The organism is Enterobacter sp. SA187, from assembly GCF_001888805.2.
Classification (GTDB): domain Bacteria; phylum Pseudomonadota; class Gammaproteobacteria; order Enterobacterales; family Enterobacteriaceae; genus Enterobacter_D.
Window position 1 is genome coordinate 385775 of record NZ_CP019113.1, and the last position, 16540, is coordinate 402314.

General features: G+C 56.7%; 15 protein-coding genes. 7 read left to right on the plus strand and 8 right to left on the minus strand.

Annotation, left to right across the window (positions count from 1 at the left end; translation table 11 throughout):
• Positions 1–73: 73 nt before the first annotated feature.
• Positions 74–1114 carry an aldo/keto reductase gene (locus BMF08_RS01870; RefSeq protein WP_072569771.1) on the plus strand — a complete coding sequence of 347 codons (1041 nt, stop codon included), beginning with the start codon at positions 74–76 and terminating at the stop codon, positions 1112–1114.
• 40 nt (positions 1115–1154) lie between these two features.
• On the opposite strand, the gene BMF08_RS01875 is transcribed toward BMF08_RS01870, so the two are convergent.
• Positions 1155–1673 carry an ESA_00282 family adhesion-associated protein gene (locus tag BMF08_RS01875; protein WP_072569770.1) on the minus strand — a complete coding sequence of 173 codons (519 nt, stop codon included), beginning with the start codon at positions 1671–1673 and terminating at the stop codon, positions 1155–1157.
• A gap of 105 nt (positions 1674–1778) precedes the next feature.
• Between BMF08_RS01875 and BMF08_RS01880 the strand changes: the two genes are divergently transcribed.
• The gene (locus tag BMF08_RS01880) at positions 1779–2183 is read left to right on the plus strand and encodes a hypothetical protein (protein ID WP_072569769.1); all 405 of its coding nucleotides are present in this window, start codon (positions 1779–1781) and stop codon (positions 2181–2183) included.
• A 1-nt stretch (position 2184) separates the two neighbouring features.
• Positions 2185–2607, plus strand: coding sequence for a cytoplasmic protein (locus tag BMF08_RS01885; protein WP_234007206.1), 423 nt, complete (start codon positions 2185–2187; stop codon positions 2605–2607).
• Positions 2608–2797: 190 nt separating this feature from the next.
• Here BMF08_RS01885 and exbD read toward each other — a convergent pair whose 3' ends face one another.
• Entirely contained in the window at positions 2798–3223 is a 426-nt protein-coding gene (gene exbD, locus BMF08_RS01890; RefSeq protein WP_072569767.1) for a TonB system transport protein ExbD, read from the minus strand.
• Between the two features lie 6 nt (positions 3224–3229).
• The gene (gene exbB, locus BMF08_RS01895; RefSeq protein ID WP_072569766.1) at positions 3230–3964 is read right to left on the minus strand and encodes a tol-pal system-associated acyl-CoA thioesterase; all 735 of its coding nucleotides are present in this window, start codon (positions 3962–3964) and stop codon (positions 3230–3232) included.
• A gap of 248 nt (positions 3965–4212) precedes the next feature.
• Between exbB and metC the strand changes: the two genes are divergently transcribed.
• Together metC and yghB are read left to right on the plus strand one after the other, a co-directional pair.
• Positions 4213–5400 (plus strand): cystathionine beta-lyase, encoded by a 1188-nt coding sequence (gene metC / locus BMF08_RS01900; protein WP_072569765.1) that lies wholly within the window; start codon positions 4213–4215, stop codon positions 5398–5400.
• A 129-nt stretch (positions 5401–5529) separates the two neighbouring features.
• Complete coding sequence (gene yghB / locus BMF08_RS01905; protein WP_072569764.1) at positions 5530–6189, plus strand: DedA family general envelope maintenance protein YghB; 660 nt, start codon at positions 5530–5532, stop codon at positions 6187–6189.
• Positions 6190–6222: 33 nt separating this feature from the next.
• On the opposite strand, the gene BMF08_RS01910 is transcribed toward yghB, so the two are convergent.
• Positions 6223–7122 carry an AraC family transcriptional regulator gene (locus BMF08_RS01910; protein WP_072569763.1) on the minus strand — a complete coding sequence of 300 codons (900 nt, stop codon included), beginning with the start codon at positions 7120–7122 and terminating at the stop codon, positions 6223–6225.
• A 192-nt stretch (positions 7123–7314) separates the two neighbouring features.
• Here BMF08_RS01910 and yqhD point away from each other — a divergent pair, with 192 nt between their 5' ends.
• A complete protein-coding gene (gene yqhD, locus BMF08_RS01915) occupies positions 7315–8478 on the plus strand; it encodes an alcohol dehydrogenase (RefSeq protein WP_072569762.1) in 1164 nt (387 codons plus the stop codon).
• Between the two features lie 104 nt (positions 8479–8582).
• Positions 8583–9410 (plus strand): 2,5-didehydrogluconate reductase DkgA, encoded by an 828-nt coding sequence (dkgA, locus tag BMF08_RS01920; protein ID WP_072569761.1) that lies wholly within the window; start codon positions 8583–8585, stop codon positions 9408–9410.
• Positions 9411–9531: 121 nt separating this feature from the next.
• Here dkgA and BMF08_RS01925 read toward each other — a convergent pair whose 3' ends face one another.
• The 4 genes from BMF08_RS01925 to parC all read right to left on the minus strand — a co-directional run bounded on the left by BMF08_RS01925 (position 9532) and on the right by parC (position 16413).
• The gene (locus BMF08_RS01925) at positions 9532–11703 is read right to left on the minus strand and encodes a YgiQ family radical SAM protein (protein WP_072569760.1); all 2172 of its coding nucleotides are present in this window, start codon (positions 11701–11703) and stop codon (positions 9532–9534) included.
• Between the two features lie 173 nt (positions 11704–11876).
• Positions 11877–13289, minus strand: coding sequence for a cell division protein FtsP (ftsP, locus tag BMF08_RS01930; protein ID WP_072569759.1), 1413 nt, complete (start codon positions 13287–13289; stop codon positions 11877–11879).
• A gap of 40 nt (positions 13290–13329) precedes the next feature.
• Positions 13330–14067 (minus strand): 1-acylglycerol-3-phosphate O-acyltransferase, encoded by a 738-nt coding sequence (locus tag BMF08_RS01935; RefSeq protein WP_072569758.1) that lies wholly within the window; start codon positions 14065–14067, stop codon positions 13330–13332.
• An 87-nt stretch (positions 14068–14154) separates the two neighbouring features.
• The gene (parC, locus tag BMF08_RS01940) at positions 14155–16413 is read right to left on the minus strand and encodes a DNA topoisomerase IV subunit A (RefSeq protein ID WP_072569757.1); all 2259 of its coding nucleotides are present in this window, start codon (positions 16411–16413) and stop codon (positions 14155–14157) included.
• Between the last annotated feature and the right edge of the window lie 127 nt (positions 16414–16540).

Below are 16540 nucleotides of genomic sequence, written 5' to 3' on the forward strand. Positions count from 1 at the left end.
GCTTGTGGCGATCGGCGGTAACGCTAAAATAGAAACAGCGTTTCGAATATTTATAATCAAAAAAGGAGACATCATGCCCTGGTTAGCCAATCCTGCCCGTTACGAGCAGATGCAGTATCGCTACTGCGGGAAAAGCGGGTTACGCCTGCCTGCTCTGTCGCTGGGTTTGTGGCACAGTTTTGGTCACGTTCAGCCGCTGGATACCCAGCGCGCCCTGCTACGCACCGCCTTTGATGCGGGCATCACCCATTTCGATCTGGCCAACAACTATGGTCCGCCGCCGGGCAGCGCCGAGGAAAATTTTGGTCGTCTGCTGAGAGAGGATTTTGCGGCCTACCGCGATGAGCTGATCATCTCTACCAAAGCGGGCTATGACATGTGGCCAGGCCCGTATGGCTCCGGCGGCTCGCGCAAGTATCTGCTCGCCAGCCTCGATCAGAGCCTCAGCCGCATGGGGCTGGAGTATATCGATATTTTCTATTCCCACCGCGTTGATGAAAATACGCCGATGGAAGAGACAGCCTCGGCGCTGGCGCAGGCGGTGCAGAGCGGTAAAGCGCTGTATGTGGGTATCTCGTCCTACTCCTCTGAACGCACACAGACGATGGTCGATTTGCTGCGTGAATGGAAAATCCCGCTGCTCATCCACCAGCCCTCGTACAATTTGCTCAACCGCTGGGTGGATAAAAGCGGCCTGCTGGATACGCTGGAGCGCAACGGCGTGGGCTGTATCGCCTTTACGCCGCTGGCGCAGGGTCTGCTGACCGGAAAATACCTCAACGGCATTCCTGACGGCTCGCGTATGCAGCGGGAAGGGAAAAAGGTGCGCGGATTAACCGAGAAGATGCTGACCGACAGTAACCTGAACAGCCTGCGCCTGCTCAACGAGATGGCGCAACAGCGCGGACAATCGATGGCGCAGATGGCGTTAAGCTGGTTGCTGAAAGATGCGCGCGTTACCTCGGTGCTGATTGGCGCAAGCCGTCCGGAGCAAATTGAAGAAAACGTGCGGGCGCTGGACAATCTGACCTTCAGCGCGGAAGAGCTGGCGCAGATCGATAAACATGTGGCAGATGGCGAGCTGAATCTCTGGCAGGCGTCGTCGGACAAATAATCTCACCATGCCGGGGACACCCACCCGGCATGTTCAGCCATCAAATTTGCGCGGTGCGCACATCCCGCGGATCCACGTCCGGGCGGGCATACTCCGGCCACACCAGCGTGACCAGTTCCGGATAGGCGTCGAGACTGAATTCGTGAAAACACTGACTTAAGTTCAGTAATTCCAGATCGGAGTGCGGAACTTTCTCACCGTTAAGGCAGCGTTTTTTTATATTATCGTAATACTTATACACTGCTGAATTCAGATCGCTGCAACGACGTTGCGCTTCAAATAAGCCCGGCACGCTATTTATTTGCGATATGTTCATTCTTTTAATTGTCGCGTGCAGAAAATCAATATATTCATGATTGACACGCCAGTACCACACCGGCGTAATGGCATTCATTAACATTGAAAAGTGATCTTCTCCCTCCTCCTTTGACAACGGCGCGGCCTCGGGAAGTGGGTTGCTGTCTGCGGCTGGCGTGCCTTTATTCAGCTCGCGCATCATAAAAAGTACGCCCGCAGTAAGTAACAACAAAGCAATAACAGAATAAAAAATACTGTTCATGGGCTGGCTCCATTTTTTTTGATTTTAAAAGTCTGCCATGATATTGTCAACGAACCTCACGCCCGGACCCCTTCCCCACTCGTTTGAAATCAAAGGATATTAGAGATGCTGCCCGAGAACCTTGTCCCGGCTCGTTTTCACATTTCCGCGAAGGAAACTGAATCGGGGGAAGCAGAAAAAGACGTTAATTTCACTCAGGGAAAAAGAACGCTCTCTGATTTCGAAAGCGATATATTAACGAATGTCAGCCATACCAGGCAATCGAGAAATATGCTGCTGGAAGAACGCGACCGCCATATAAAAGATCGATTATACCGCGTAGTAAAAATTGAAACATTTACCCGTCTGCTTAACGATTTACAAGCCGAAGGGGACATTGATGCCCAAACCTTAAGTCAAATAATTGCCGAAAAAACCGAAGAGATAAATGCCGCCGGTAATGATGTCTGGCTTAACCTCATTACCCGCGAAAAAGATGCGCCTTTGTTTTATAAACTAGAGGATGAATAACGTGAAAGATGTTGAAGATAATAACGTTTATTTAGCTTTAGATAATCATAAAAGCGACGAATTTATCTTAAAGCAAAATCTCGATGCCCTGGTACAGAGTAAAAATGATCATATTACCCGTCTGGCGCGGGATCTGATCTCCATTCCTGCCGCGCTGGTGCGCTTAAAATGGCAGAACCGCCGCGAAATTTACGCGTTACAGATCAAAGAAGAGATTTACGGCGCCGCGATCAACGAAGTGGCGAAGCGCCACCCCGAACTGTACGAAAAAATCATGTCCCGCCTCGAAGCCAACTACCAGCATCTGCTGGCGCGTGAGACGGCTACGCTGCGTATTACCCGCAAGCTGGCTGATGGCGGCTATCTGACGTCAAACGTCACCAGCGTCGCGCTGACAGAGAAAACGCCGCCGGTTGCGGAATAACGCGCAAAAAAAAGCTGACCGGAGTCAGCGTTCTTTTGCCGGGTGGCGCTTCGCTTACCCGGCCTACACTCTGGGCGGCTTCGCCTCACCCGGCCTACACTTTGATTTGCCGGGTGGCGGCTTCGCCTTACCCGGCCTACCAGATCCAGTAGGCCCGGCAAGCGCAGCGCCGCCGGGCGTGATAAGGCGATTACTGCGCTTTCGCGACCTCTTCACCCACCAGACCTATCTTCAGATAACCCGCCTGATGCAGCGTATCCATCACTTTCATCATGGTTTCATAATCCACGGTTTTATCCGCGCGGAAGAAAACCGTGGTGTCTTTTTTACCCGCGGTCACGGCGTTCAGCGCGTTGATCATGGTTTCTTCCGTCACCTGATCGTTGCCGATAAACATCGATTTATCCGCTTTTACCGACAGATAGACCGGTTTTTCCGGACGCGGTTGCGGCTGGCTGGACGAGGCAGGCAGATTGACCTTCACGTCCACCGTCGCCAGCGGCGCGGCCACCATAAAGATAATCAGCAGTACCAGCATGACGTCGATAAAGGGCGTCACGTTGATTTCATGCATTTCGCCGTTATCGTCCAGATTTTCATTAAGACGCATTGCCATAGGACATTAACCTAAACGTAATTTCTGTGCAGCGTGCACCGGTTTAGCCGTCGGGCTGGCGGCAAGATCAAGATCGCGGCTTTGCAGTAACAGCACCTGCGCGGCGACATCGCCAAGCGAGGCTTTATAGCTGCCGATCATGCGGGCGAAAATGTTGTAGATCACCACCGCCGGAATGGCGGCAACCAGACCAATGGCCGTGGCTAACAGCGCTTCCGCGATACCAGGCGCGACAACCGCCAGGTTAGTGGTCTGCGTCTGGGCGATACCGATAAAGCTGTTCATGATGCCCCATACGGTACCGAACAGGCCGATAAAGGGCGAGATCGCGCCAATGGTCGCCAGATAGCCATTCCCACGGCCCATATGACGGCCCACAGCCGCCACGCGGCGCTCAAGGCGGAAACCGGTACGCTCTTTAATGCCTTCGTTATCTTCCGAACCGGCAGAGAGCTCAAGCTCGTTCTGCGCTTCGTTAATTAACAGCGTACTGAGGCTTTTAGACTTAAAGGAGGCGGCGATTTCACTCGCCTGATCCAGCGAACGGGCTTCGCCGAGCAGTTGCTGTTCGCGCTTAAGGCGGCGCTTTTGCGAGATCAGCTCAACGCTTTTGCTGAAGAAAATTGCCCAGGTGACTACTGACGCCAGGATCAGGCCAATCATCACGATTTTTACAACAATATCGGCATGATGATACATACCCCAGACGGAGAGATCCGTCTGCATCAAATTATTACCCACTGTGTATCTCCGGACATAAATCACAAATTCTGAGCATAATAATATCAAAACAGCGTCGAATTGATAGTAGTTCTCATTAGTATTTACATGATGCCCCTATTCCTGTGCATTTTCATTGCGCTTACTCAGTAAAACCTTTCATCGGGCCATTTTCAGAAAATATTGTGCTGAATGAATAACCCTCAGGATGCAGAATCGGGCATTCATGGTAGTCTGGACATCCAGACGTATAAAAACAGGTTTCGATTATGGCAGCGAAGCACATTGATACCGCGCTGGTGAATGCCGGGCGCAGCAAAAAATATACTCAGGGTGCGGTGAACAGCGTTATCCAGCGCGCCTCTTCTCTGGTGTTCGACACGGTGGAAGCAAAAAAGCAGGCCACGCGAGGGCGCGCCAGCGGCGAGCTGTTTTATGGCCGTCGCGGCACCCTGACGCATTTCTCCTTACAGGAAGCGATGTGCGAACTGGAAGGCGGCGCGGGCTGCGCGCTCTTCCCCTGCGGCGCGGCTGCCGTGGCGAATACCATTCTGGCGTTTGTTGAACAGGGCGATCATATTCTGGTGACCCACACCGCCTACGAACCTACGCAGGATTTCTGCACAAAAATCCTGGCGAAAATGGGCGTTACCACCGGGTGGTTCGACCCGCTGATCGGCGGCGACATTGCCGGACTCATCCAACCCAATACCCGCATCGTTTTCCTTGAATCCCCCGGCTCGATCACCATGGAAGTGCACGACGTGCCGGCGATTGTTGCTGCGGTGCGGCGCGTGGCCCCGGAGGCGATCATCATGATCGACAACACCTGGGCGGCGGGCATCCTGTTTAAAGCGCTGGATTTCGGCATTGATATTTCCATTCAGGCGGCCACCAAATACCTGATTGGCCACTCCGACGGCATGATCGGCACGGCGGTGGCGAATGCCCGCTGCTGGGAGCAACTGCGCGAGAACGCCTACCTGATGGGGCAAATGGTGGACGCTGACACCGCCTATATGACCAGCCGCGGCCTGCGCACCCTGAGCGTGCGTCTGCGCCAGCATCATGAAAGCAGCCTGCAACTCGCCGAATGGCTGGCGGCGCATCCGCAGGTGGCTTGCGTGAATCACCCTGCGCTGCCGGGCAGTAAAGGACATGAATTCTGGAAGCGCGATTTTACCGGCAGCAGCGGCCTGTTCTCATTTGTGCTGCGTAAAAGGCTGAATAATCAGGAGCTGGCGGCTTATCTCGATCACTTCACGCTGTTCAGCATGGCCTACTCCTGGGGCGGCTATGAATCGCTGATCCTGGCGAACCAGCCGGAGCATATTGCGGCGATCCGTCCGGGCGCCGAGGTCGACTTTACTGGCACACTTATCCGTCTGCATATAGGTTTAGAAAACGTTGATGATTTACGTGCTGATTTAGCAGCGGGATTTGAGCGCATCGTGTAAAGTTAGCAGCCTGACAAGAAATCTTTCCAGACCAGCAGAATCGTCTGCATTTCTTGCGTGGGGGATCAAGGTGTCCTTGACAGTTCAGGCGTACAATAGCGCTCTATATGCGGTTCCACAGGAAAGTCCATGGTAGTTATTCAAGATATTATCGCCGCGCTCTGGCATCATGATTTCGCGGCGTTAGCTGATCCACATGTTGTCGGTGTCGTTTACTTCGTGATGTTTGCGACGCTGTTTCTGGAAAACGGATTACTTCCGGCCTCTTTCCTGCCAGGCGACAGTCTGCTTCTCTTAACCGGAGCGCTGATCGCCCGCGGCGTGATGGACTTTATACCGGCGCTGGTGATCCTCACCACCGCCGCCAGTCTGGGCTGCTGGCTGAGCTATATTCAGGGCCGCTGGCTGGGCAATACGCGGGTGGTGAAAAGCTGGCTGGCGCAGTTGCCGGCTAAATACCACCAGCGGGCCACCTGCATGTTCGAGCGGCATGGCCTGCTGGCGCTGCTGGCCGGGCGTTTTCTGGCCTTCGTGCGTACGCTGCTGCCAACGATGGCGGGTATCTCCGGCCTCTCCAACCGCCGCTTTCAGTTCTTTAACTGGCTGAGCGCGCTGCTGTGGGTGGGCGCGGTGACTTCGCTGGGCTATGCGCTGAGCATGATCCCTTTCGTGAAGCGCCATGAAGATCAGGTGATGACCTTCCTGATGATCCTGCCCGTATTCCTGCTGGTCGCCGGGTTACTGGGCACAGTGATCGTGGTGATCAAAAAGAAATACTGCAACGCCTGACTTTTATCCCCTCACCTCGCGGTGAGGGGGTTGTTACGTCCCCTGCATCATCCTGATCCTGGCCGCATCCTCTCCCGGCGTCACGCCAAAATAGCGTTTAAACTCGCGGCTGAACTGCGAGGCGCTTTCATATCCCACCCGCATGGCCGCCGCGCTGGCTTTCATACCGTCGTGAATCATTAACATGCGCGCCCGGTGCAGACGGTAGCTTTTCAGATACTGCAACGGCGAGGTGCTGGTGACGGCTTTAAAATTGTGATGGAACGCCGAGACGCTCATGTTGGCTTCGGCCGCCAGCTGGTCAACGCTCAGGTTTTCCGTGTACTGGCTTTCGATGCGTTTTAATACGCGGCTGATCAGGCTGAAGTGCGTCTGACGGCTTACCAGCGCCAGCAGCGCGCCGCCGCGCGGGCCGGTCAGCACATGATAGAGAATTTCCCGCACGATTTGCCTGCCGAGGATACGCGCATCCAGCGGGCGCTCCATCACGTCAAGCAGGCGCTCCACCGCGCAGAGAATTTCATCGGACAGCGTGGCGGAGTTAATGCCGCTTGCCGCCAGCGCTGGCCGGAAATGCTCGTCCTCGCCGATATCCATCAGCAGTTCCTGAAGCTGAAGAATATCCACATTGACGCGGATCCCCGCCAGCGGCACTTCCGGGGTGGCGAAGGTTTCACACTCGAACGGCAGCGGCACGGTGAGCAGCAAATATTCATTGGCGTCATAGTGAAATACACGGTCGTTGATATAGCCCGTTTTATGCCCGGAAAAGAGGATCACTATGCCCGGCTGGTACATCACCGGCGTGCGCGTGCCCGGCTGTGTGCCGTACAGCAGGCGGATATCCGGCAACAGGTCGCTCAGCCTGTTCTCATGAATTTTCAGTCGCTTAACCTGTTCTGTCAGGTGCAGACATATTTCTTCGCGGTTCATTTCACGCCACTCCGGATGGGTTTTTTGACGAATACAGTGTGCGTATTTCTGTGCATATTCTCCAGCGGCATGGAGAAATGGGCAAGACATCGGCAGGAATGTGCATTGAGAGGAACAGCCCCGATGACCACAATGAGACGCATCAGGCCATCCATGGTCAGCGGTTTTTTAACCCACATAAGGGCACGAGCAATGAATAACTTTAATCTGCATACCCCCACCCGCATTCTGTTTGGTAAAAACGCCATTGCCGATCTGCGCGATCAAATCCCGGCAGGCGCACGCGTGCTGATCACTTACGGCGGCGGCAGCGTCAAAAAAACCGGCGTACTGGATCAGGTTTACAGCGCCCTCAATGGCCTCGACGTGCTGGAGTTTGGCGGCATCGAGCCGAACCCGTCTTATGAAACCCTGATGAAAGCCGTTGAGATTGCGCGTAAGGAAAACGTGACCTTCCTGCTGGCGGTCGGCGGCGGCTCGGTGCTGGACGGCACCAAATTTATCGCCGCGGCGGCCCACTACCCGGAAGGCATCGATCCGTGGCAGATCCTGCAAACCTCTGGCAGCGAAATCAAAAGCGCCATCCCGATGGGGTCCGTGCTGACGCTGCCCGCCACCGGTTCTGAGTCCAACAAAGGCGCGGTGATCTCCCGTAAAGCCACCGGTGATAAACAGGCGTTCCATTCGCCGTTCGTGCAGCCGGTCTTCGCGGTACTGGATCCGGTTTACACCTACACCCTGCCGCCGCGCCAGGTGGCGAACGGCGTGGTGGACGCCTTTGTGCACACCGTTGAGCAGTACGTCACTTACCCGGTGGATGCCAAAATTCAGGATCGTTTTGCAGAAGGCATTCTGCTGACCCTGATTGAAGACGGCCCGAAAGCGCTGACCGATCCGGAGAACTATAACGTACGCGCAAACGTGATGTGGGCAGCGACCCAGGCGCTGAACGGCCTGATTGGAGCGGGCGTGCCGCAGGACTGGGCGACGCATATGCTCGGCCACGAACTGACGGCGATGCACGGTCTGGATCACGCCCAGACGCTGGCGGTGGTGCTGCCTGCGCTGTGGAATGAGAAACGCGACGCCAAACGCGGCAAGCTGTTGCAGTACGCCGAGCGCGTGTGGAACATCACTGAAGGTTCTGACGACGAGCGTATCGATGCGGCTATCGCGGCCACCCGCGATTTCTTCGAGCAAATGGGCGTGCCGACGCGCCTGTCCGGCTACGGTCTGGACGGCAGCTCCATCCCTGCCCTGCTGGCGAAACTGGAAGAGCACGGTATGACGAATTTAGGCGAACATCAGGATATAACTCTGGATGTCAGCCGTCGTATCTACGAAGCGGCTCGCTAAAGGTTTTTTCTTCTGCGCCTTTCGTTTTTGGGCTTTTCGTCCAGACTTAAGGCACACCACTTCACCAGGCGTATGCCTGGTGGATTTCATAAAAGGAGGAATGCATGGCAAATCCAACCGTTATCAAGCTTCAGGACGGCAACATCATGCCGCAACTGGGTCTCGGCGTGTGGAAAGCGGGCAATGAGGAAGTGATCTCCGCCATTCATAAAGCGCTGGAAGTGGGTTATCGCTCCATTGATACCGCTGCCGCGTATAAGAACGAAGAAGGCGTCGGCAAGGCGCTTCAGAGCGCTGGCATCCCGCGTGAGGAGCTGTTCATCACCACGAAACTGTGGAATGACGATCAAAAACGCCCGCAGGAAGCATTGCAGGAAAGTCTGGATAAACTGCAGCTGGATCATGTTGATCTCTACCTGATGCACTGGCCGGTACCGGCTATCGATCACTATGTGGAAGCCTGGAAAGGGATGATCGCCCTGCAGGAACAAGGGCTGGTGAAAAGCATCGGCGTGTGTAACTTCCAGATCGCGCATTTACAGCGTCTGATTGATGAAACGGGCGTGACGCCGGTGATCAACCAGATCGAGCTGCATCCGCTGCTGCAACAGCGTCAGCTGCATGCCTGGAACGCCACCCATAAGATCCAGACTGAATCCTGGAGTCCGCTGGCGCAGGGCGGCGAAGGCGTGTTCGATCAGAAAGTGATCCGCTCGCTGGCAGACAAATACAGCAAGACTCCGGCGCAAATCGTCATCCGCTGGCATCTGGATCAGGGTCTGGTGGTGATCCCGAAATCCGTTACGCCTGCGCGCATTGCGGAAAACTTCGATGTGTGGGATTTCCGTCTGGATAAAGATGAACTGAGTGAAATCGCCAAACTGGATCAGGGCAAACGTCTTGGCCCGGACCCGGATCAGTTCGGCGGGTAATTCATTGCCGGATGGCGACGCACGCGTCTTATCCGGCCTACAGCCTGTAGGCCCGGTAAGCGGAGCGCCACCGGGCAACGGCCTGTAGGCCCGGTAAGCGAAGCGCCACCGGGCAACAGGCTTACCCCCCGGCAACCTTACTGCGTTTTCTGGCGCTGACCGGCGTCTGACGCTGATGCGCCACCGGCGTATGTTTGGTCAATGCCGGGCGAGTATGCCGGTTCTGGCGCTTCGCTTCGCGCATCTCTTCAATGGTCGGCGACGGCACCAGGCAGTCGCGGCGTCCGCCAATCAGATGTTTTTTCCCCATCTCTTCCAGCGCCTGACGGATCAGCGGCCAGTTTTTCGGGTCGTGATAGCGCAGCAGCGCTTTATGCAGACGACGCTGCTTATCCCCTTTCGGGATCACCACATCCTCACTCTTATAGCCAATTTTACCCAGCGGGTTTTTGCCGGTGTAATACATGGTGGTGGAGTTGGCGAGCGGCGACGGATAGAAGTTCTGTACCTGATCGAGGCGGAAGCGTCGCTGCTTCAGCCACAGCGCCAGGTTCACCATATCTTCATCGCGTGTGCCGGGGTGCGCGGAGATAAAGTACGGGATCAGATACTGCTCTTTGCCGGCCTGTTTCGAGTAGGTGTCGAACAACGCTTTAAAGCGGTCATAGCTCCCCATGCCCGGCTTCATCATCTTCGACAACGGCCCTTCTTCGGTATGCTCCGGGGCGATTTTCAGGTAACCGCCAACGTGATGGGTCGCCAGCTCTTTAATGTAGCGCGGATCTTCCACGGCGATGTCATAACGCACACCGGAGGCAATCAGGATCTTCTTGATACCTTTCAGATCGCGGGCGCGGCGATAGAGATTGATCGTCGGCTCATGATTGGTATCCATATGCTGGCAAATGTCAGGATAGACGCACGACAGACGGCGGCAGGTCTGCTCGGCGCGCGGTGACTTGCAGCGCAGCATATACATGTTGGCGGTCGGGCCGCCGAGATCGGAGATCACGCCGGTAAAGCCCGGCACCGTGTCGCGGATCGCCTCGATCTCGTTCACGATCGAATCTTCAGAGCGGCTCTGAATAATGCGCCCTTCGTGCTCGGTAATGGAGCAGAACGAGCAGCCGCCAAAGCAGCCGCGCATAATGTTGATGGAAAAGCGGATCATCTCATAGGCCGGGATACGGGCAGTGCCGTAGGCCGGATGCGGAATACGCTGGTACGGCAGCGCAAAGACGCTGTCCATCTCTTCCGTAGAGAGCGGAATGGCGGGCGGGTTGATCCAGATATAACGCTCACCGTGTTTTTGCATCAGCGCGCGGGCGCAGCCTGGGTTTGTTTCGTGGTGCAGAATGCGCGACGCATGGGCGTAGAGCACTTTATCGGCTTTTACCTTCTCGAAGGACGGCAGCAGCACGTAGGTTTTTTCCCAGGGTTTCGGGCGCGGCGGCTGCACAACGACAGCTTTTGCCTCGGCTTTTTTGGGTTCAACAGGTTGGTTATCGGCGCATGGCAGATCTTCACCATAGGGATGCGGGATCGGATCGATTTTGCCTGGCCGGTCAATGATGCGGGAATCCACGCCGCTCCAGCCCGGCAGCGCCTCTTTCACCATGATCGCCGTGTTACGCACGTCGCGGATATTGCCAACCGGCTCGCCCTGCGCCAGACGATGCGCCACTTCCACCAGCGGGCGCTCGCCGTTGCCGAAGATCAGCATGTCGGCTTTCGAATCCACCAGCACTGAGCGGCGCACGGTATCAGACCAGTAATCATAGTGCGCGGTACGGCGCAGGCTGGCTTCGATACCCCCCAGGATCACCGGCACGTCTTTCCAGGCTTCTTTACAGCGCTGGGTATAAACGAGCGTCGCGCGGTCGGGGCGTTTACCCGCCACGTTATCCGGCGTATAGGCGTCGTCGTGGCGCAGTTTACGGTCGGCGGTATAGCGGTTAATCATTGAGTCCATGTTGCCCGCGGTGACGCCGAAGAACAGATTCGGCTTGCCCAGACGCATGAAATCCTCTTTGCTGCTCCAGTCCGGCTGGGCGATGATCGCCACGCGGAAGCCCTGCGCTTCCAGCATACGTCCACAGATCGCCATGCCGAAGCTTGGATGATCGACATAGGCATCCCCGGTAACCAGAATGATGTCGCAGCTGTCCCAGCCAAGCTGGTCCATCTCCTCCCGTGACATTGGCAAAAAAGGTGCGGGGCCAAAGCAGGCCGCCCAGTATTGCGGCCACGAAAAGAGGTCGCGATCCGGCTGGATCAGGGAAATAGCGCTCATAATGCTTCCGGGGAAAAGTTATCAAATTCGAAGGGCGGGGATTATACGCTGTAATACCGCAGAGAATGAAGGCTTATTGTTTAAAAATCACCCTTGTTTAACCCCTCACCCCGGCCCTCTCCCCAGGGGAGAGGGAGAATACCGGGCCGTTCGTTAGGGTGAGGGGAAAAAAATCAGGGGGCGGGATTCACCAGCAACTGCCCGATAGATCCGCGATCCGCCATCTCCAGCGTCTGGCTGTAATACTGGAACGGGAAATGCGGCCAGGACGGCTGCCCGAAGTACACCAGCAGCTCTACCTGACCATCCACCCACACGGTATCTTTCATGCCGCGATCTTCCGGGAAGGGAATGGCGCCGTTGACGTTGCGGATCTGGAAGCTGACACCTTCAATATGGAACGCCTGCGGCGTGTCGGCGCGCACCGTCCAGCGCTCCCAGGTGCCCTGCTGGGCGGTAATATCCAGCCGCTGAATGTCCCACAGCTGGCCGTTGATACCCGGATCGTCGCCGAGGCTGATATCACGGCTGCGCACCGGCGTGCCGGTCAGCAGTTCGCTCGGCAGCAGACGCATCGGCAGGCTGTCGGTCACCAGCGGCAACAGCCCGGTCGGACGCAGCGTCAGCACCAGGGTGGAGATCAGTATGCTCGATGGCTCGAAGAAGCCGCGAATACGATCGACAATGCTCGCCGCTTCTCCGCAGGTTATCGACACTTCATCGCCATTGGTCATATCCACGAGGATCTCCCGGCGCTCGCCCGGCGCCAGCGACAGCTGCTTCACCGACACCGGCGCAGGCAGAAAGCCCTGGTCGCCGGAAATAACGTGCAGCGGGCGACCGTCGCTCAGCTGTAACTGATAACGGCGCGCGTTAGACGCGTTCAGCAGACGCAGACGCACCCAGCCGCGGGAAACCTCGACATACGGCCCCTGCACGCCGTTCGCCAGCAGGGTATCGCCCACAAAGCCGCCGCTGCCCGGCTCGCTGTATTCCGGCGTGCCAAAGTTATCCAGCCGCTTGTCCTGAATAATCACCGGGATGTCGTCCACCCCATAATGATTCGGGATCGGCAGGGATTTGCTGATCTCATCCTCCACCAGCCACATTCCCGCCAGGCCGTTATAGACCTGTTCGGCGGTGCGGTTGGGGGTGTTGGCGTGATACCACAGCGTGGCGGCATTCTGGCGCACCGGCAGCACCGGCGCCCAGTCGGCGTTAGGTGACATCATGCGCGCCGGGCCGCCCATCAGCGGGCCGGGCACCTGTAAGCCGCTTACCGTCATGGCGACGTTTTCCGTCATGCGGTTGCTGTAGATCAGCTTCACGTCGTCACCGCTCCAGACGCGGATCGTCGGCCCCAGATAGCGGCCGTTAATCCCCCACACCTGGGCGCGGGTGCCCTGGGTAAAGGACCAGTGCGTGCGCTGAAGCGTCAGAAACAGCGGCTGGCCGCGGCGTGATTCCAGCAAGGGGGGAATGGGCAACGGCAGTTGCTGCCCGGCAGCGTTTGCCCTCAGCGGCACCGCTCCGGCACAAAGCGCAACCCCGGATGCCTGAATAAACTGACGCCGACTGAGTGACATATCTGCTCCATGTAAAACTGACTTTTAATACGAGGGAAAATTAACGCTTATCGGCGGCATTGCGCACGGCAACTTCCTGGTCAAGCGCGGCGATTTTATTTTCCATTAATGCCCGGCAGTGTACTGCCAGCTCACGAACCTGATCTTTACCAAACTTGGTGGTATCCACCGGTTGCATCATCTCGACGATCACATGACCGTTATTCCAGCGGTTGAGGCTGATGTTATTCGAGGTGGTGGAGACGCATACCGGGATCACCGGCACACCGGCGGCAATAGCCGCATGGAATGCACCGGTCTTAAACGGCAGCAGACCACGGCCACGGCTGCGGGTGCCTTCCGGGAACATCCAGATTGAAATATTACGCTTCTGAATGTTCTTCACGACCTGGGCGATAGTACCGTGCGCTTTGGCGCGGTTATTGCGGTCGATCAACAGGTTGCCGGTCAGCCAGTAAAGCAGGCCGAAGAAAGGGATCCAGATAAGGCTTTTTTTACCCACGGTCACGGTCGGCGGCTGCACGATGCAGGACGCGGTGACCATATCGTAATTATTTTGATGGTTACAGATATAGATAGCGTTGCCAAACTCAGCGGCATTCGGCGGCAGGCGGGTTTCCACCTTCAGGCCAAGCACAGGCGCCAGGCGGCCAAACATATGACCAAAAGTGGCGACGTGCTTCGGATTACGTGGGCTGAACAGACAGTAAATACAACCAAAAATACACAGCAAAATGCTGTAAACAACAATAATAATAGAGCGAATAATAAACAGCATAGCTACCTCTTATGCCCGGGGCATCCGGCCATTCGGGAAATTTTAACTGACGTCCCCCGTAAGAAAAGGGGGACGGTGATACCGTGATTACTCTTCGCTGTCGCCGGGGCTTGCGCGATGCGGGGAGTCAATCTCCACGCGGTCGATGCGTTGCAGGCCGCGCATCAGCGTGCCGCGACGTCCGCGCTCGCCATGCACCTTCTGCAACTCTTCCGGGCGCAGTTTGATTTTGCGCTTGCCAACGTGGATGGTCAGCGTACTTTGCGGCGGCAGCAGATAGAGGTGCGCGAGGCTGTCTTCGCCTTTAGCGGCCTCGGCCGACGGAATGCTGATGATCTTATTACCTTTGCCTTTTGACAACTGCGGCAGATCGCTGACCGGGAACATCAGCATGCGTCCGGCGGCGGTGATTGCCAGCAGCATATCGCTGTCGTCGGTAATTTCCAGCGGCGGCATGACGCGGGCATTTTCCGGCAGCGTGATCAGCGCTTTACCGGCGCGGTTACGGGCGATGAGATCGTTAAAGGTGCAGACGAAGCCGTAGCCTGCGTCCGACGCCATCAGCAGTTTCTGCTCTTCGCCTGCCATCACCATATGTTCCACAGACGCGCCCGGCGGCAGCGTCAGCTTACCGGTCAGCGGCTCGCCCTGCCCGCGCGCGGAAGGTAGCGTGATCGGATCGATGGCGTAGCTGCGTCCGGTGGTATCAATAAACACCACCGGCTGGTTGCTCTTGCCTTTCACCGAGGCTTTCCAGCCATCGCCCGCTTTGTAGCTCAGGCCCTGCGCGTCAATGTCGTGCCCTTTGGCGCTGCGCACCCAGCCAGACTGCGACAGCACAATGGTCACCGGCTCAGACGGCAGCATGTCGTGCTCGCTCATCGCTTTCGCTTCTTCGCGTTCATGCAGCGGCGAGCGGCGATCGTCGCCAAAAGCTTCGGCATCCGCCTGCAGTTCTTTCTTCAGCAGGTTACTCATTTTGCGCTCGGAGGCGAGAATGCCCTGCAGCTGGTCGCGCTCTTTCTCAAGCTCGGCCTGTTCGCCGCGGATTTTCACTTCTTCGAGCTTCGCGAGGTGGCGTAATTTCAGCTCCAGGATCGCCTCGGCCTGGGTTTCGCTGATACCAAACTTCGACATCAGCGCTGGCTTCGGTTCGTCCTCAGTACGGATGATCTCAATCACTTCATCAATGTTGAGGAACGCCACCAGCAAACCTTCGAGGATATGCAGGCGCTTGAGCACTTTCTCCAGACGGTGATTCAGACGACGACGCACGGTGTCGCGGCGGAAGACCAGCCACTCGGAGAGGATCTCCAACAGGTTTTTCACCGACGGACGGCCATCCAGCCCGATCATGTTCAGGTTGATGCGGTAACTTTTTTCCAGATCGGTGGTGGCGAACAGGTGGTTCATCACCTGATCCATATCCACGCGGTTCGAACGCGGCACAACCACCAGACGCGTCGGGTTTTCGTGATCGGATTCATCGCGCAGGTCGTCGACCATCGGCAGCTTTTTATTGCGCATCTGGGCGGCGATCTGCTCCAGCACGCGCGCGCCGGAGACCTGGTGCGGCAGCGCGGTGATCACCACGGCGCCGTCTTCTTTGGTCCAGACCGCGCGCATACGTACCGAGCCGCGCCCGTTCTGGTAGATTTTGCGGATTTCCGCCCGCGAGGTGATGATTTCCGCTTCGGTCGGATAATCCGGCCCCTGCACAATATCCAGCAGCTCATCCAGCGTGGTTTTCGGCTGTTCGATAAGCGCGATCGCCGCTTTCGCCACTTCACGCAGGTTATGAGGCGGGATGTCCGTCGCCATGCCGACCGCGATGCCGGTGGTGCCGTTCAGCAGAATATTCGGCAGACGAGCAGGCAGCATTTTCGGCTCCTGCAGGGTGCCGTCGAAGTTCGGCTGCCATTCCACCGTGCCCTGCCCCAGCTCGCCCAGCAGCAGCTCGGCGTATTTAGAGAGACGGGATTCGGTATAACGCATGGCGGCGAAGGATTTCGGATCGTCCGGCGCGCCCCAGTTGCCCTGACCGTCTACCAGCGGATAGCGGTAAGAGAACGGCTGCGCCATCAGCACCATGGCTTCGTAGCAGGCGCTGTCGCCGTGCGGGTGATATTTACCCAGCACGTCACCTACGGTACGGGCCGATTTTTTGAACTTGGCGCTGTTGTTAAGACCGAGCTCTGACATCGCATACACGATGCGGCGCTGAACAGGTTTCAGGCCATCACCAATAAACGGCAGCGCCCGATCCATGATGACGTACATGGAATAGTTTAAGTAGGCGTTTTCCGTGAATTCATGCAGCGCAAGGCGCTCTGCCATATCGCTCATTAATCGATGTTCCTCAACGTGTGCGCCCGCCTTTCCGGCGGCGATAATGCCGCAGATACTACCTTATATAAGGCAATGAGTCATTGTGCTGCGCGATAACTTTAGCGCACCGGGCGGTTTTTGTCGG

What these genes read in the sequence shown, in the direction of transcription:
- exbD (WP_072569767.1), bottom strand. Translation starts at nt 3,223, where the DNA reads ATGGCAATGCGTCTTAATGAAAATCTGGACGATAACGGCGAAATGCAT.
- dkgA (WP_072569761.1), top strand. Translation starts at nt 8,583, where the DNA reads ATGGCAAATCCAACCGTTATCAAGCTTCAGGACGGCAACATCATGCCG.
- metC (WP_072569765.1), top strand. Translation starts at nt 4,213, where the DNA reads ATGGCAGCGAAGCACATTGATACCGCGCTGGTGAATGCCGGGCGCAGC.
- BMF08_RS01935 (WP_072569758.1), bottom strand. Translation starts at nt 14,067, where the DNA reads ATGCTGTTTATTATTCGCTCTATTATTATTGTTGTTTACAGCATTTTG.
- BMF08_RS01910 (WP_072569763.1), bottom strand. Translation starts at nt 7,122, where the DNA reads ATGAACCGCGAAGAAATATGTCTGCACCTGACAGAACAGGTTAAGCGA.
- ftsP (WP_072569759.1), bottom strand. Translation starts at nt 13,289, where the DNA reads ATGTCACTCAGTCGGCGTCAGTTTATTCAGGCATCCGGGGTTGCGCTT.
- BMF08_RS01870 (WP_072569771.1), top strand. Translation starts at nt 74, where the DNA reads ATGCCCTGGTTAGCCAATCCTGCCCGTTACGAGCAGATGCAGTATCGC.
- BMF08_RS01925 (WP_072569760.1), bottom strand. Translation starts at nt 11,703, where the DNA reads ATGAGCGCTATTTCCCTGATCCAGCCGGATCGCGACCTCTTTTCGTGG.
- BMF08_RS01880 (WP_072569769.1), top strand. Translation starts at nt 1,779, where the DNA reads ATGCTGCCCGAGAACCTTGTCCCGGCTCGTTTTCACATTTCCGCGAAG.
- BMF08_RS01875 (WP_072569770.1), bottom strand. Translation starts at nt 1,673, where the DNA reads ATGAACAGTATTTTTTATTCTGTTATTGCTTTGTTGTTACTTACTGCG.
- yqhD (WP_072569762.1), top strand. Translation starts at nt 7,315, where the DNA reads ATGAATAACTTTAATCTGCATACCCCCACCCGCATTCTGTTTGGTAAA.
- parC (WP_072569757.1), bottom strand. Translation starts at nt 16,413, where the DNA reads ATGAGCGATATGGCAGAGCGCCTTGCGCTGCATGAATTCACGGAAAAC.
- yghB (WP_072569764.1), top strand. Translation starts at nt 5,530, where the DNA reads ATGGTAGTTATTCAAGATATTATCGCCGCGCTCTGGCATCATGATTTC.